Below are 15,526 nucleotides of genomic sequence, written 5' to 3' on the forward strand. Positions count from 1 at the left end.
TTACGGTAACAGGCTCTTGACGTCGATAGGCTTAGCTTCGTTCTCTGCTTCGCCTTTATCTTTGCCGTCGATTGCCATACCCGCCATCCGGTAGAAATTATATTCCGGGTATTTGCCCGGACCGGAAATCAGCAGATCCTCTTTCTCGTACACCAGATCCTGACGCTTGTACTCACCCAGCTCGAAGTCTGGAGTCAGCTGAATCGCCGTGGTTGGGCACGCTTCTTCACACAGACCGCAGAAAATGCAGCGTGAGAAGTTGATGCGGAAGAACTCAGGGTACCAGCGGCCGTCTACCGTCTCTGCTTTTTGCAGAGAGATACAGCCCACCGGACACGCTACCGCACACAGGTTACAGGCAACGCAACGCTCGGAACCGTCCGGATCGCGCGTCAGCACGATACGTCCACGGTAGCGCGGCGGCAGATATACCGGCTCTTCCGGGTACATCCGGGTTTCGCGTTTGGCAAACGCATGCAGGCCGATCATCCAGATACTGCGTACCTGAGTGCCGAAACCTACCAATAATTCTTTTAAGGTCATGATCTCAAAGCCCCTTATGGCTGCTGCCAGAGAATGACAGCCGCCGTTACCAACAAGTTGACGAGCGTCAGCGGCAGGCACACTTTCCAGCCGAAGGACATTACCTGGTCATAACGCGGACGCGGTAACGCTGCGCGAATCAAAATGAACATCATCATGAAGAACGCGGTTTTCAGCGCGAACCAGATGAACGGCGGTAAGAACGGGCCATGCCAGCCACCAAAGAACAGCGTTACCATCAACGCGGAAATGGTGACGATACCGATGTACTCGCCCACAAAGAACAGACCGAACTTCATACCGGAATATTCAATGTGGTAACCGTCGGCCAGTTCCTGTTCGGCTTCTGGCTGGTCAAACGGGTGACGGTGACACACCGCCACGCCCGCGATGGCAAAGGTAATAAACCCAAAGAACTGCGGGATAACGTTCCAGATGTCGGCCTGGTTGTTGACGATGTCGGTCATGTTAAATGAACCGGCCTGCGCCACCACGCCCATCAGAGAGAGACCCAGGAACACTTCGTAGCTCAGCGTCTGCGCGGAAGCACGCATCGCACCCAGCAGCGAGTATTTGTTGTTACTGGACCAGCCTGCGAACAGCACCGCGTAAACCGCGAGGCCTGCCATCATCAGGAAGAACAGAATGCCGATGTTCAGGTCAGCCACCACCCAGGTCGGGCTGACCGGAACGATAGCAAACGCCAGCAGCAGCGAGGTGAAGGCGATCATCGGCGCCAGCGTAAAGATCACGCGGTCCGAGAAGCGCGGAACCCAGTCCTCTTTAAAGAACATCTTGATCATGTCGGCGACCAGCTGGAGTGAACCACCCCAGCCCACGCGGTTCGGTCCGTAACGGTTCTGGAACAGACCGAGCAAACGACGTTCACCAAAGCTCATGAACGCGCCGCAGGTGACGACCACCAGCAGAATCACAACCGCTTTCAGAATGCTCAGCAGGATGTCGATAAGATCCGGCGTTAACCAACTCATGCTTTTGCCTCCTGAAGGTTATCAAGATGCGCACCCGCCAGGACCGGCGCGATGCCAGGCATACCCATCGGCAGACCCACCTGCCCTGCTGACAGGCGTTCAGAAATAATCAGCGGCAGGCTGATTGTCTGGCCGTCGTAGCTAAAGGCAATGTTCGCACCCGCGTTAACGCCAAGCTTCGCGGCATCCGCCGGGTTGAGCTTGATGTACGGCTGCGGCATACGCTGCTGGAATACCGGAGAACGCTGGGACATTTCGTCGCTACCGAACAGATGGTAGTACGGTGCAATACGCCAGTGACCTTCCTGCGCCTGGAAGCTCGCCGGAACGGTGGTGAAGAAGTCCAGACCGGTTTCGGAGGCTTCAATCAGACGCACGCCCGGATCGCCGTGGCGCAGGTGACCACCCACTTCAGCCTGGAACTTGTTCCATGCCTGCGGGGAGTTCCAGCCCGGTGCCCATGCAAACGGGATTTGCGAACGCGGCGCAGACGGCTGGTTGTTCCCTTCCATCGAGAAGGCAAACATGGTGTCTTTATCCTGCGGCTGACGCGGTTCGTGCACGCTGATGTTGGCGCGCATCGCGGTACGACCGCTGTAGCGGTGCGGCTCACGCGCCAGTTTCTGGCCGCGAATGCGGAAGCTTGCGTCAGGCGCGGCGTCTTTAATACCCGCCAGCTGAGGCAGTTTTTCAACAACCGCGTCGATAACGTGGTCGAGCTGCGTCCAGTCCACTTCACGGCTCTGCACGGTGCTGTGCAGAGAGTGCAGCCAGCGCCAGCTTTCCAGCATCACGGTGTTGCTGTCGTAGTAGGCCGGGTCATAAACCTGGAAGAAACGCTGGGCGCGGCCTTCGTTGTTGATCACCGTCCCGTCGCTTTCTGCGAAGCTTGCCGCAGAGAGCACGAGGTGCGCTTTGTCCATGATCGCGGTGCGCTGATGGTCGATAACCATCACCAGCGGCGCTCTGGAGAGCGCGGCGTCAACGCGAGCGGCAGAAGCATGGCGATGCAGGTCGTTTTCCAGCACCACAACGGCGTCAGCGGCACCGGATTCCAGTTCGCTTAACGCGTCTTCCAGCGAGCCGCCGCCAATCATACCCAGACCGATGCTGTTCACCGCACGGGCAATCATGGTCACACCGACGTCAGCGCCGCGGCCCTTCAGGGCTTTGGCAACGTTTGCTGCGGCCTGAATGATTTCAGCGCTACCGGCGTTGGTACCGGAAATAATCAGAGGTTTCTTCGCCCCCGCCAGTGCCTGAACAATCACGTCGACCTTGTTTTGCAGGTCGCGATCCAGTTCAACGGCCGGCGAGTTGCTGTCCAGCGCGTGGGCAATGGCAAAGCCGAGGCGCGCCTGATCTTCAACCGGCGCGCAGTAGGTCCACGCGGCGATATCGTCCAGACGGGTGTTGTCAACGTTAGTCACAAACAGAGGATGCTTCGCGCGCTGGCCGATGTTAAGGATGGCCGCAATCTGCCAGTCAGCCACTTTCTGCGCCGCTGCCATTTCACGTGCTTTGCCTTTCACCGCCTGACGAACCGCCAGAGCCGCGCGTGCGCCAGTCTGCGTCAGGTCTTCACCGAGCACCAGAACCGCATCATAGGATTCGATTTCGCGCAGCGCAGGCGTATGAATGCCGCCTTCACGCAGCACTTTCAGCACCAGCTGGAGACGTTCCTGCTCGCCCTGGGCGATACCGGTATAGAAGTTTTCCGCCCCAACCAGCTCGCGCAGCGCGAAGTTGCTTTCGATGCTGGCGCGCGGGGAACCGATGCCGATCACTTTCTTCGACTGACGCAGAATATCCGCCGCGCCCTGCATCGCCTGCTCAGCGTTGAGGGTAATGACGTCATCGCCACGGCGCTGTACCGGCTGACGCGGACGGTCTTTCAGGTTCACATAGCCATAGCCGAAACGACCGCGGTCGCAGAGGAAGTAGTGGTTAACGGTACCGTTGTAACGGTTTTCGATACGACGCAGTTCGCCGTAACGTTCACCCGGGCTGGTGTTACAGCCAAGGGAGCACTGCTGGCAGATGCTTGGCGCAAACTGCATGTCCCATTTACGGTTGTAACGTTCAGAGTGGGTTTTATCCGTGAATACGCCGGTCGGACAGATTTCTACCAGGTTACCGGAGAATTCGCTTTCCAGCGTACCGTCTTCCGGACGACCGAAGTAGACGTTGTCATGCGCGCCATATACGCCCAGATCCTGTCCGTCTGCATAATCTTTGTAATAACGCACGCAGCGGTAGCAGGCGATGCAGCGGTTCATTTCGTGAGAGATGAACGGCCCCAGATCCTGGTTACGGTGGGTACGCTTGGTAAAGCGATAGCGACGGAAGCTGTGACCGGTCATGACGGTCATATCCTGAAGGTGGCAGTTACCGCCCTCCTCACACACCGGACAGTCGTGCGGGTGGTTGGTCATCAACCACTCCACCACGCTTTCACGGAACTGTTTGGCTTCTTCGTCATCAATCGAAATAAAGGTGCCTTCGGCGGCTGGCGTCATACAGGACATCACCAGGCGACCACGCGTGTCTTCCGCGTTTTGATATTGCTTCACCGCACACTGGCGGCAAGCACCGACGCTGCCCAGCGCCGGATGCCAGCAAAAGTACGGAATATCGAGGCCAAGAGACAGACAAGCTTCCAGCAGGTTGTCCGCCCCGTTGACTTCGTATTCTTTGCCGTCTACATGAATCGTAGCCATTAGCATGCTTCCAGTTGGCTCGGCCGAAACCGAGCGTTAATCAAAATTCTGTTTTTACCAGCGCGCTTTCAGCAGGTTCGGCTGAATACCATTGATCGAATGGGTATTGCTGAACGGCTGCTTGATGCCTGCTTCGAATTCGTCGCGGAAATATTTAATCGCGCTTTGCAGCGGCTCGACGGCGCCCGGTGCGTGGGCACAGAAGGTTTTACCCGGCCCTAAGAATCGACACAGTTGCTCAAGTGTCTCGATATCGCCAGGCTGGCCTTCGCCACGTTCGATAGCACGCAGGATCTTCACGCTCCACGGCAGACCATCACGGCACGGTGTACACCAGCCGCAGGACTCGCGGGCGAAGAACTCTTCCAGGTTACGCACCAGGGATACCATGCCGATCTCGTGGTCGACGGCCATCGCCAGCGCGGTACCCAGACGGCTGCCTGCTTTACCAATGCTTTCGAACTCCATTGGCAGGTCAAGGTGGGCTTCGGTCAGGAAGTCCGTCCCTGCCCCACCCGGCTGCCAGGCTTTGAATTTCAGGCCATCGCGCATGCCGCCGGCGTAGTCTTCAAGAATTTCGCGTGCGGTGGTGCCGAACGGCAGCTCCCAGACGCCAGGGTTCTTCACGCGACCGGAGAAGCCCATCAGCTTGGTACCGGCATCTTTGCTTGAGGAGATGCCCTGATACCACTCCACGCCGTTCGCGAGGATCGCCGGGACGTTGCACAGGGTTTCGACGTTGTTGACGCAGGTCGGTTTACCCCACACGCCGGAGCTTGCCGGGAACGGTGGCTTGGAGCGCGGGTTCGCGCGGCGGCCTTCCAGGGAGTTAATCAGCGCGGTTTCTTCACCGCAGATGTAACGTCCGGCACCGGTGTGCACGAACAGCTCGAAGTCAAACCCGGTGCCCAGGATGTTTTTACCCAGCAGACCGGCTTCAGTGGCTTCGGCAATCGCGCGACGCAGGTTTTCAGCCGCTTCGATGTATTCACCGCGCAGGAAGATATAGCCACGGTACGCTTTCAGCGCGAACGCGGAGATCAGCATGCCTTCCACCAGCAGGTGCGGCAGCTGTTCCATCAGCAGGCGGTCTTTATAGGTACCCGGCTCCATTTCATCGGCGTTACACAGCAGGTAACGGATGTTCATGGATTCATCTTTCGGCATCAGACTCCACTTCAGACCGGTGGAGAAGCCCGCGCCCCCGCGGCCTTTCAGGCCAGACTCTTTCACCGCGTTAACGATGTCGTCCGGCGCCATGCCGCCAAGGGCTTTACGCGCGCCGGCATAGCCGTTTTTGCTCTGATATTCGTCGAGCCAGACCGGCTGTTTGTCATCACGCAGACGCCAGGTCAGCGGATGCGTCTCAGCAGTACGAATCACAGTTTTCATTTGTACTGCTCCAGCAGGTCAGGAATCGCTTCCGGCGTCAGATGGCTGTGAGTGTCCTCATCAATCATCATGGTCGGCCCCTTGTCGCAGTTACCCAGGCAGCAGGTTGGCAGCAGAGTAAAGCGTCCGTCGAAGGTGGTCTGGCCCGGCTTGATATTGAGTTTCTTCTCAATCGCAGCCTGAATGCCCTGATAACCGGTGATGTGGCAGACCACGCTGTCACAGTAGCGGATCACATGGCGGCCTACCGGCTGACGGAAGATCTGGCTGTAGAACGTGGCTACGCCTTCTACGTCACTTGCCGGAATACCCAGCACTTTTGCGATCTCGTAGATCGCCCCATCCGGCACCCAACCACGCTGTTTCTGTACGATTTTCAGCGCTTCAATGGACGCCGCACGTGGGTCTTCGTAGTGGTGCATCTCGTGCTCAATGGCGGCACGCTCTGCTTCACTCAGCTCAAAAGCCTCGGTTTGTGGTTGTTGATTCTCGTGCATAATTAGCGGTCCACATCTGACATAACAAAATCGATACTACCCAGATACACAATCAGGTCGGAGACCAGACTGCCGCGAATGGCGGCCGGGATCTGCTGCAAGTGCGCGAAGCTTGGCGTACGCACGCGGGTGCGGTAGCTCATGGTGCTGCCGTCGCTGGTGAGGTAGTAGCTGTTGATACCCTTGGTCGCTTCAATCATCTGGAAGGATTCCTGTGCTGGCATGACCGGGCCCCAGGAAACTTGCAGGAAGTGGGTGATCAGGGTTTCGATATGTTGCAGCGTGCGCTCTTTCGGTGGCGGCGTCGTCAGCGGGTGATCCGCCTTGAACGGGCCTTCCGGCATGTTATTGAGGCACTGCTCAAGGATGCGCAGGCTCTGGCGCAGCTCTTCCACTTTCAGCATCACGCGGGTGTAGCAGTCGGATACGCCGCCGCCAACCGGGACTTCAAAGTCGAAGTTCTCGTAACCAGAGTAAGGACGGGCTTTACGCACGTCGAAATCAATACCCGTCGCACGCAGACCTGCACCTGTGGTTCCCCACTCCAGCGCTTCTTTCGCGCCGTAGGCAGCAACGCCCTGAGAACGGCCTTTCAGGATGGAGTTACGCAGCGCGGCTTTCTCGTAAGACGCCAGACGTTTCGGCATCCAGTCGAGGAATTCACGCAGCAGGCGGTCCCAGCCGCGCGGCAGATCGTGCGCCACACCGCCGATGCGGAACCAGGCCGGGTGCATACGGAAACCGGTAATCGCTTCCACCAGATCGTAGATTTTCTGACGGTCGGTAAAGGCGAAGAAGACCGGCGTCATCGCGCCGACGTCCTGAATGAACGTGGAGATGTACAGCAGGTGGCTGTTAATACGGAACAGTTCAGACAGCATCACGCGAATCACGTTAACGCGATCCGGGACGGTGATGCCTGCCAGCTTCTCAACGGCCAGCACGTATGGCATTTCGTTCACGCAGCCGCCGAGGTATTCGATACGGTCGGTGTACGGAATGTAGCTGTGCCAGGACTGACGCTCGCCCATCTTCTCGGCACCACGGTGGTGGTAGCCGATGTCAGGGACGCAGTCGACAATTTCTTCACCGTCAAGCTGAAGGATAATACGGAATGCACCGTGCGCAGAGGGGTGGTTTGGACCGAGGTTGAGGAACATGAAGTCCTCGTTTTCGGTGCCGCGCTTCATGCCCCAGTCTTCCGGCTTGAAGGTCAGCGCTTCCATCTCCAGATCCTGCTTGGCTTTGGTCAGCTCAAACGGGTCGAATTCGGTGGCGCGTGCCGGGTAGTCTTTACGCAGCGGGTGGCCGGTCCAGGTCTGCGGCATCATGATGCGCGTCAGATGCGGGTGACCGTCGAAGGTCATGCCGAACATTTCCCAGGTTTCACGCTCGTACCAGTTGGCGTTCGGGAAAAGTTTGGTGATCGTCGGCAGATGCATGTCGTTTTCAGACAATGCCACCTTGAGCATGATATCCGTGTTGCGGTCTATTGAGATCAGGTGGTAGAAAACGGAAAAATCCGCAGCAGGGAGACCCTGGCGGTGCGTTCTCAGACGTTCGTCCATGCCGTGTAAGTCAAACAGCATGACGTAAGGTTTTGGCAATTTCTTGAGGAAATCGACAACTTCCAGTAATTGCTCACGCTTCACCCAAACAACGGGTACCCCGGTGCGGGTGGCCTGAACAGTAAAGGCATCCGGCCCAAAACGGTTGCGCAGTTCGCCAATGACGGGGTCATCGAGATGATCCCGGGTCTGCCAGGCGGCTTCTTGCGCGGTTAAGTCGGTCATATTGTTCACCATTGCAAATGGTCCGTGGTGACTGTTAAGCCTGGCTTCGCGCTATTTGAGTAGTGATATGCGAAGGTGTTCTCCAGGCCCACAGGCGCAAATTAAATTTCGTCAGGCGTACGCAGGTTGGTGACGGCAATACGTTCACCACGTTTACGCTCGCGCTCAGACTGCATGTTCGCGCGATAGACACCCTGATCGCCAACAACCCATGAAAGCGGGCGGCGTTCTTTACCAATTGACTCCTGGAGCAGCATCAGCGCCTGCATATAGGCCTCTGGACGCGGCGGGCAGCCCGGGATGTACACATCCACCGGAATGAACTTATCAACGCCCTGCACAACGGAATAAATGTCGTACATACCGCCGGAGTTTGCACATGCGCCCATGGAGATAACCCATTTTGGCTCCAGCATCTGGTCATAAAGACGCTGAATAACCGGTGCCATCTTGGTAAAGCAGGTCCCGGCCACCACCATCAGGTCAGCCTGACGTGGAGAAGCACGCAGTACCTCGGCCCCAAAACGCGCAACGTCATGCACCGCAGTGAATGACGTCACCATTTCAACGTAGCAGCAAGAAAGGCCAAAGTTGTATGGCCAGATGGAGTTCTTACGACCCCAGTTGACCATGTCGTGCATGGCATGTTCGAGCTTGCCCATGTACACGCTTTTGTTGACTTCTTGCTCCAGGGGGTCGGTTACGATCTCCTGTTTTTGCAGGGGGTAACGGTCATTCTCACCGTTAGGATCTATGCGGGTGAGCGTATAATCCATCTTATTGCCTCGCTGTTACTGCTGACGATTAGAGATACTGTTTTCCGGGTTGATGTGTTCACGGCGTGAACGCACAGGTGTCCAGTCCAGCGCGCCAATACGCACCAGATAAACCAGACCGGCCAGTAACACTAAAATGAAAATTGCGGCCTCGACAAAGCCCACCCAACCACTTTCGCGAATGGAGGTAGACCACGCGAAGAGGTAAAGCGCTTCCACGTCAAAAATGACGAAGAACATGGCTACCAGGTAGAACTTGGCAGACAGGCGTAAGCGAGCGGTACCTACTGAATCAATACCTGATTCGAAAGGTGTGTTTTTGTGCCTTGCGCGGGCGCGACCGCCCAGGAACCAGCCGCCGACTAACATCAGGCAGCACAGGCCAATGGCTACAATAAGAAAGATTGCGAATGCCCAGTGATGAGCGATGACTTCTGTGGATGTTGACATACTCATTGCTTACTCATCAAAAGTGATACCGACGACACTGCTCTTGCTGGCAGATGGGCATCACATCGATTCATGGGGAGGAACAAAATAACCTTACACTAACTGTCAGAAATGAGACATAGACAGCAAAATGATGGGGTTTTTTACTCCTTTCTATAACCTTTTGTCAACTTTAACAAAGGTTTCTTCACATTAAATTACAACGTGCGATTCTCATTAACATTTGGTGCCCTTTAACCCTGGTGGGTACATGACTTTCCGTCAAATGCATCTTGTTGAATCGTGTCCGTTTTGGAAGTAAAAAAAATAACCCTCCTATTTTGACAGGATTTGCCAACGATTCCTCCCCCCAAATGGGAGTATTTTCTTGATCTGAGACACGCTTTTGTTAATTCAATCAAAAAAACAGCAACATATTTCCTGTTTTTTTAACATCGGCGGGGTATGAGGTAAGTTAGAACAGGTATTGTTTACATCTTAACCAAAAACATTTTCTGCATTGATAAATAAGCGGTATTTGCTTTATCCCTGCTCTGTTCACGGTTATGAATAGCAAAAAAAACCACTCGCAGGAAAAAATCATGCGAGTGGCTCTTTTTTGCACTTACATTTTGTTACGAGAATTTTGAGGGAATGATCACTCAAAATCCCCTTCCACGATCAGGGAGTCGTCCCCTCCTTCGGGAGTAACAGGCGCGTACTGCCATGGATTGTGGTAGTTTTCCATTGCCTCGAACACCACTTTTGCCAGCTCGTTGTTGCTGGCGGCGTTATGGCACAGCAGGTACTCCGTATCCGGCAACGACGGGAGTCCCTCGGATTGACCCAGCACACGCAGATCGGGGCTCATCATCTCCACCGGACGGGCCGTTACGCCAAGCCCGGCCTTCACCGCCGCTCGCACTGCGGGCAAGGTTGACGCCACGTACGCCAGGCGCCATGGAATACCGGCTTCGTTGAGCGCAGCCAGCACCATATCGCGGAACGGACTCGGATCGTCCAGCAGGACCAGGGGTATCGGCTCACCTTTCTGCAATACATACTCCGCGGCACAGTACCAGTGCGTTGGAGAAGTACGCAGCGTCAGGCTGTCAAACTGGCCAGGTCGATGCGTGGTGACCACCAGGTCAACCTCGTTTTCTTTCAGCATCTCAACCATGAAGGCATTGCGTTTAACGCTAACGTCCAGGGCAAGCTTCGGATAAACCGAGCTAATTCGGTTGAGAAGGAAGGGTAAAATGGTATCTGCTGATTCATCTGACGCCCCTAATGTTAACACTCCCTGAAGGTTGCTAAACATTAATGACATACAGGCTTCATCATTAAAGCGCAGTATCTTTCTGGCATAACCCAGAAGCTGAATACCATGTTCTGTTAAAAGCTTATTACGTCCATGACGCGCAAAAAGCTCTTTACCAACCAGTTGTTCCAGCCGCTGCATTTGCTGACTCACGGCGGACTGGGTACGGCAAACGGCGGCAGCAGCTGCTGCAAAAGTGTTGAGATCGGCGACCGCAACAAACGTTCTCAGCAGATCGAGGTCGAGATTCATTATCGGACGATTTGCATTTATCATATCTTTTCACTTTCAGGTTGCTCGTGCGGAGCTGCCCGGGTTGAAGCTGTGTGTAACAGTTAAGCAATTCCTTCTGAAGAGTTTCCCTCGCATCCCGGCCCGGCAGACTGCCTGACAGATAGTTATTGTACTGCGGTATATCACCAGTCAGAAATCACGTTTCATGACGTTATTTTTATTCTCTTGCGTCCAGGATATTTCGTTGTTTGCAGGTCGATGTTAATACCATAAAGAGTAAGACATGTTTTCTGCCATCTATATCGCAGCGTTGGCAACGTAGCAAGATGTGACTTACCCAATCAGCCAGAGATAATTTTAACAATAACAATCGATTAATACAGGAAAGCAGTATCCGATATACGTAACAGGCCTATCGCTATGCTGCATTCCCGAAACACATCTTAACCCAAATCCACTATATTTATAAGTCTTATTGCAATATTAAGGATTTACCGCCAATGATAAGCAACTACACTCTTTTTATTAAAATTAACGAAAGTTGCATTTTCGTCGTTAATAATAAATAAAGTTTAATTTAGATTCAGGCCATTCATTAATAACCCTTAACATTAATTTCACATGAGTAACTTTTAACCTGGCTTTGCTAATATGGCAATCGGTATCTCAGCATTCAGGTTTTACGAATGGTCACTCAGGGGGACTAATGCATCAGCCCGAATCGTCTTTTTATTTATCCCAGAATAATATTCATATTTATATGAAATTTTTAGCACAAACAACCCAACACTCCTCTTTATCACGATAAATTCAGGCACAAAATCACTCCGTCGTTAGAGTAAGCGATCACCGCGGCATTGCCCGGTTGGACGAAATCTTCTTCTGTGCGCCCTTCAAAACGAAGCGCGGTGGGAGTACATTGTTCCGTGCTCACTTCCACGGCAGGAAGTTGCAATAATAGCGAAAAGGTTAAAGGTTCATGTCCCCTATCGAAAAATCCAGCAAGCTCGACAACGTCTGTTACGACATCCGTGGCCCGGTACTCAAAGAGGCAAAACGCCTTGAAGAGGAAGGCAATAAGGTTCTGAAACTCAACATCGGCAACCCCGCGCCATTTGGTTTTGAAGCGCCGGATGAGATCCTGGTGGATGTGATCCGTAACCTGCCCACTGCACAAGGCTACTGCGATTCAAAAGGGCTTTATTCCGCCCGTAAAGCCATCATGCAGCACTATCAGGCTCGCGGTATGCGCGACGTCACCGTTGAAGATATCTACATTGGCAACGGTGTCTCGGAGCTGATCGTTCAGGCGATGCAGGCGCTCCTGAACAGCGGCGATGAAATGCTGGTTCCTGCCCCGGATTATCCGCTGTGGACGGCTGCGGTGTCCCTGTCCAGCGGTAAAGCGGTGCACTACCTGTGCGACGAATCCTCTGACTGGTTCCCGGATCTGGATGATATTCGCGCCAAAATTACCCCGCGCACCCGGGGTATCGTGATCATTAACCCGAATAACCCGACGGGTGCGGTCTATTCAAAAGAGCTGCTGATGGAGATCGTCGAGATCGCCCGCCAGCACAACCTAATCATCTTTGCCGACGAGATTTACGACAAGATCCTGTACGACGCGGCGCAGCACCACTCTATCGCCGCGCTGGCGCCCGATCTGCTGACGGTCACCTTTAACGGACTGTCTAAAACTTACCGCGTTGCCGGTTTCCGTCAGGGCTGGATGGTACTGAACGGTCCCAAAAAACATGCGAAAGGCTACATTGAAGGGCTGGAGATGCTGGCATCCATGCGTCTGTGCGCCAACGTACCGGCGCAACATGCGATCCAGACAGCTCTCGGCGGCTATCAAAGCATCAGCGAGTTCATCGTGCCTGGCGGCCGCCTGTATGAACAGCGCAACCGCGCATGGGAATTGATCAATGATATTCCGGGCGTCTCCTGCGTGAAGCCTAACGGCGCGCTGTATATGTTCCCGAAAATCGACGCGAAGCGCTTCAATATTCACGACGATCAGAAAATGGTGCTCGACTTCCTGCTACAAGAAAAAGTGCTGCTGGTTCAGGGGACGGCGTTTAACTGGCCGTGGCCGGACCACGTGCGTATCGTGACGCTGCCGCGCGAAGACGATCTCGAGATGGCCATCAGCCGCTTCGGGCGCTTCCTCTCCGGGTACCATCAGTAACGCTGACTTTTCGCCGGGTAGCGCTGCGCTTACCCGGCCTGCAACATCCGCAAATTTGCATCTTCCCTCCCCTCCCCGCACAATGAAGTCTGTCGCAGTGAAGACATAAGGTAACCTATGAGTCAGAGTCATTTCTTTGCCCACCTCTCCCGCCTGAAACTCATCAACCGCTGGCCGCTGATGCGCAATGTGCGTACTGAAAATGTGTCTGAGCACAGTTTGCAGGTTGCCATGGTCGCGCACGCGCTGGCCGCGATTAAAAACCGCAAATTCAACGGGCAGGTGAATGCCGAACGTATCGCCCTGCTGGCGATGTATCACGATGCATCGGAAGTGCTGACCGGGGATCTGCCTACGCCGGTGAAATATTTCAACTCGCAGATTGCCCAGGAATATAAGGCCATTGAGAAGATTGCCCAGCAGAAGCTGATCGACATGGTGCCTGAAGAGCTGCGCGATATCTTCGGGCCGCTGATCGATGAGCATCAGTATACGGAAGAGGAGAAATCCCTGGTTAAGCAGGCCGATGCGCTGTGCGCCTACCTGAAGTGTCTGGAAGAGTTATCCGCCGGGAATAACGAATTTTTACTGGCAAAAACGCGTCTGGAAAAAACGCTGGAATCCCGTCGCAGCGAAGAGATGGACTACTTTATGCGCGTGTTTGTGCCGAGCTTCCATTTGTCGCTGGATGAGATTAGCCAGGATTCGCCACTCTGATTTTCGCCCAGCGGCGCGGCGCTGCGCTTGCAGGGCCTACGGGGTTGTAGGCCGGGTAAGGCGTAGCCGCCACCCGGCAAAATGCTCAGAACGGAAACAGGACCGGTATCAATACCACGCACACCACCATCACCAGCACGGTGAACGGCACACCCAGCTTCACGAAATCACTGAACCTATAATTCCCGGGCCCCAGCACCAGCGTATTGACCGGGGAAGAGACCGGCGTCATAAATGCCGCGGACGCCGCCATCGCAACCATCATCGCAAACGGATACGGCGAAACGCCCATCGATTTTGCCATCGCCAGCGCAATGGGCGCCATCAGCACCGCCGTTGCGGTATTGGAGATGAACAAACCGATGGTGGCACACATGACGAACAGGCAAACCATCATCAGGTACGGACCATATCCCCCGCCCGCGTCCATTAAGCCTTTCACGATCAAATCCACCCCGCCGGTTTTCTGTAGCGCCAGGGCGAAGGGCATCATCCCGACGATGAGAATGATGCTCGGCCAGTGAATCGCTTTGTAAGCGCTTTCGGCGTCAATACAGCGGAATTTGCCCATTAACAGACAGGCGATTATCGCCGCCACCGGGTTAGGGATCTCGTCCGTCAGCATCAGCGCGACCATCAATACCAGGCAAAAAATCGCATGGGGCGCCTGGCTGTGCGCCGGTGATGCATCGTTCTCTTCAATCGGCATATTCAGCACCACAAAATCGCGGCCTTTCTGCCCGAGCTGGCTAATCAGTTTCCAGTTGCCGACCACGAGGAAGATATCCCCCAGCAGGATCGGCTCATCCACCACCGCCCCTTCAAGGGCTACGCCATCGCGCTTCAGGCCCACCACGTTGAGGCCATAGCGGGTACGAAAGCCGATTTCACGCACGGTTTTGCCCAATAACTCCGATTCCGGGATCAGCGACGCCTCGGCCATTCCCACATCCAGCGCCTGGTCAGAGAAATACTCGCCGCGCAGGACCATCGGCTCCAGCAGCTGCTCGCTACAAAACTCCCGCAGATCCACGTCTGCGGTGGACATATCAATCAGCAGGACGTCACGCGCGCGAAACTCTGACACCCCGTTCACGTTAACGATCACCCGACGAAAACGACGCCAGCGCTCAACCCCGATGACGTTCGCGCCATAGCGTTCGCGTAGCTTAAGGTCATCCAGCCGCTGCCCCACCATAGGCGATCCCGGGCGGATAGCCAGACGTCGGGCACGCCCGGTCAGACGATACTCTTTAATCAGATCGCGGAAAGAGCGCCGCTTCCAGCCCTCTTTGGCTTTATCCTGCTTCTCCCCTTTCAGCGCGAAACGGGTCAATAGCATATAGATAATGCCCATAACCAGTACCACCAGCCCGATCGGCGTAACGCTGAAAAAGCTAAACCCCTCAAGCCCCTCACGGATCAGTTCGCTGTTCACGACGAGGTTCGGCGGCGTTGCGACCAGCGTCATCATGCCGCTGATGAGCCCGGCGAAGCTCAACGGCATCATCAGCCGCGACGGGGAGATCTGCATCCTCATGCAGACGCTCAGCACGACCGGAATAAAGATGGCCACAACGCCCGTAGAGCTCATAAACGCGCCCAGCCCGGCGACCGTCAGCATCAGGTAAATCAGCATTTTGGTTTCGCTGCTGCCCGCCACCTTAACCAACCACGACCCCATCATCGTCGCCACGCCGGTGCGTACCAGCCCGTCGCCAATAATAAACAGGGCGGCAATTAAAATAACGTTGGGATCGCTAAACCCGGAAAAGGCTTCCGGCAGGGAAAGGGTACCGCTCAGAACGAATGCGACAATCACAAACAGGGCGACGGCATCCATGCGCACCTTGCCCGTGGCAAAAAGAATGATGGCGATTAACAGCAGGCTCAGGACCCAAATCAGTTCACCGTTCAC

12 protein-coding genes are annotated in these 15,526 nt (G+C 55.0%); 2 read left to right on the forward strand and 10 right to left on the reverse strand.

Going from position 1 to position 15,526, the window contains the following annotated elements:
* The 9 genes from nuoI to lrhA all read right to left on the reverse strand — a co-directional run bounded on the left by nuoI (position 1) and on the right by lrhA (position 10,739).
* Complete coding sequence (gene nuoI, locus ACOTX5_RS03405; RefSeq protein WP_003861491.1) at positions 1 to 543, reverse strand: NADH-quinone oxidoreductase subunit NuoI; 543 nt, start codon at positions 541 to 543, stop codon at positions 1 to 3.
* A 14-nt stretch (positions 544 to 557) separates the two neighbouring features.
* Positions 558 to 1,535 (reverse strand): NADH-quinone oxidoreductase subunit NuoH, encoded by a 978-nt coding sequence (gene nuoH / locus ACOTX5_RS03410; protein ID WP_003861490.1) that lies wholly within the window; start codon positions 1,533 to 1,535, stop codon positions 558 to 560.
* On the reverse strand, positions 1,532 to 4,255 hold the full coding sequence (nuoG, locus tag ACOTX5_RS03415; RefSeq protein ID WP_003861488.1) for an NADH-quinone oxidoreductase subunit NuoG: 2,724 nt from the start codon (positions 4,253 to 4,255) through the stop codon (positions 1,532 to 1,534). The genes nuoH and nuoG overlap by 4 nt, the downstream gene beginning before the upstream one ends.
* Positions 4,256 to 4,309: 54 nt before the next feature.
* A complete protein-coding gene (gene nuoF / locus ACOTX5_RS03420) occupies positions 4,310 to 5,647 on the reverse strand; it encodes an NADH-quinone oxidoreductase subunit NuoF (protein WP_003861487.1) in 1,338 nt (445 codons plus the stop codon).
* The gene (nuoE, locus tag ACOTX5_RS03425; protein ID WP_006176513.1) at positions 5,644 to 6,144 is read right to left on the reverse strand and encodes an NADH-quinone oxidoreductase subunit NuoE; all 501 of its coding nucleotides are present in this window, start codon (positions 6,142 to 6,144) and stop codon (positions 5,644 to 5,646) included. The genes nuoF and nuoE overlap by 4 nt, the downstream gene beginning before the upstream one ends.
* Before the next feature lie 2 nt (positions 6,145 to 6,146).
* Positions 6,147 to 7,949 carry an NADH-quinone oxidoreductase subunit C/D gene (gene nuoC / locus ACOTX5_RS03430; RefSeq protein ID WP_003861484.1) on the reverse strand — a complete coding sequence of 601 codons (1,803 nt, stop codon included), beginning with the start codon at positions 7,947 to 7,949 and terminating at the stop codon, positions 6,147 to 6,149.
* Between the two features lie 89 nt (positions 7,950 to 8,038).
* Positions 8,039 to 8,713 carry an NADH-quinone oxidoreductase subunit NuoB gene (gene nuoB, locus ACOTX5_RS03435; RefSeq protein WP_003861482.1) on the reverse strand — a complete coding sequence of 225 codons (675 nt, stop codon included), beginning with the start codon at positions 8,711 to 8,713 and terminating at the stop codon, positions 8,039 to 8,041.
* A gap of 15 nt (positions 8,714 to 8,728) precedes the next feature.
* Positions 8,729 to 9,169, reverse strand: a complete 441-nt coding sequence (nuoA, locus tag ACOTX5_RS03440; protein WP_003861475.1) for an NADH-quinone oxidoreductase subunit NuoA — start codon at positions 9,167 to 9,169, stop codon at positions 8,729 to 8,731.
* Between the two features lie 631 nt (positions 9,170 to 9,800).
* Entirely contained in the window at positions 9,801 to 10,739 is a 939-nt protein-coding gene (lrhA, locus tag ACOTX5_RS03445; protein ID WP_017693002.1) for a transcriptional regulator LrhA, read from the reverse strand.
* A 937-nt stretch (positions 10,740 to 11,676) separates the two neighbouring features.
* On the opposite strand from lrhA, the gene alaA reads away from it, so the two are divergent.
* The gene (alaA, locus tag ACOTX5_RS03450) at positions 11,677 to 12,891 is read left to right on the forward strand and encodes an alanine transaminase AlaA (protein ID WP_003861471.1); all 1,215 of its coding nucleotides are present in this window, start codon (positions 11,677 to 11,679) and stop codon (positions 12,889 to 12,891) included.
* A gap of 117 nt (positions 12,892 to 13,008) precedes the next feature.
* Positions 13,009 to 13,608: a 5'-deoxynucleotidase gene (gene yfbR / locus ACOTX5_RS03455; RefSeq protein WP_003861468.1), complete on the forward strand. Its 600-nt coding sequence runs from the start codon at positions 13,009 to 13,011 to the stop codon at positions 13,606 to 13,608.
* An 85-nt stretch (positions 13,609 to 13,693) separates the two neighbouring features.
* On the opposite strand, the gene ACOTX5_RS03460 is transcribed toward yfbR, so the two are convergent.
* A complete protein-coding gene (locus tag ACOTX5_RS03460) occupies positions 13,694 to 15,526 on the reverse strand; it encodes an SLC13 family permease (RefSeq protein ID WP_045910707.1) in 1,833 nt (610 codons plus the stop codon).

It is taken from the genome of Enterobacter cloacae complex sp. IR5441 (genome assembly GCF_049238215.1).
Taxonomy (GTDB): Bacteria; Pseudomonadota; Gammaproteobacteria; order Enterobacterales; family Enterobacteriaceae; genus Enterobacter; species Enterobacter hormaechei_C.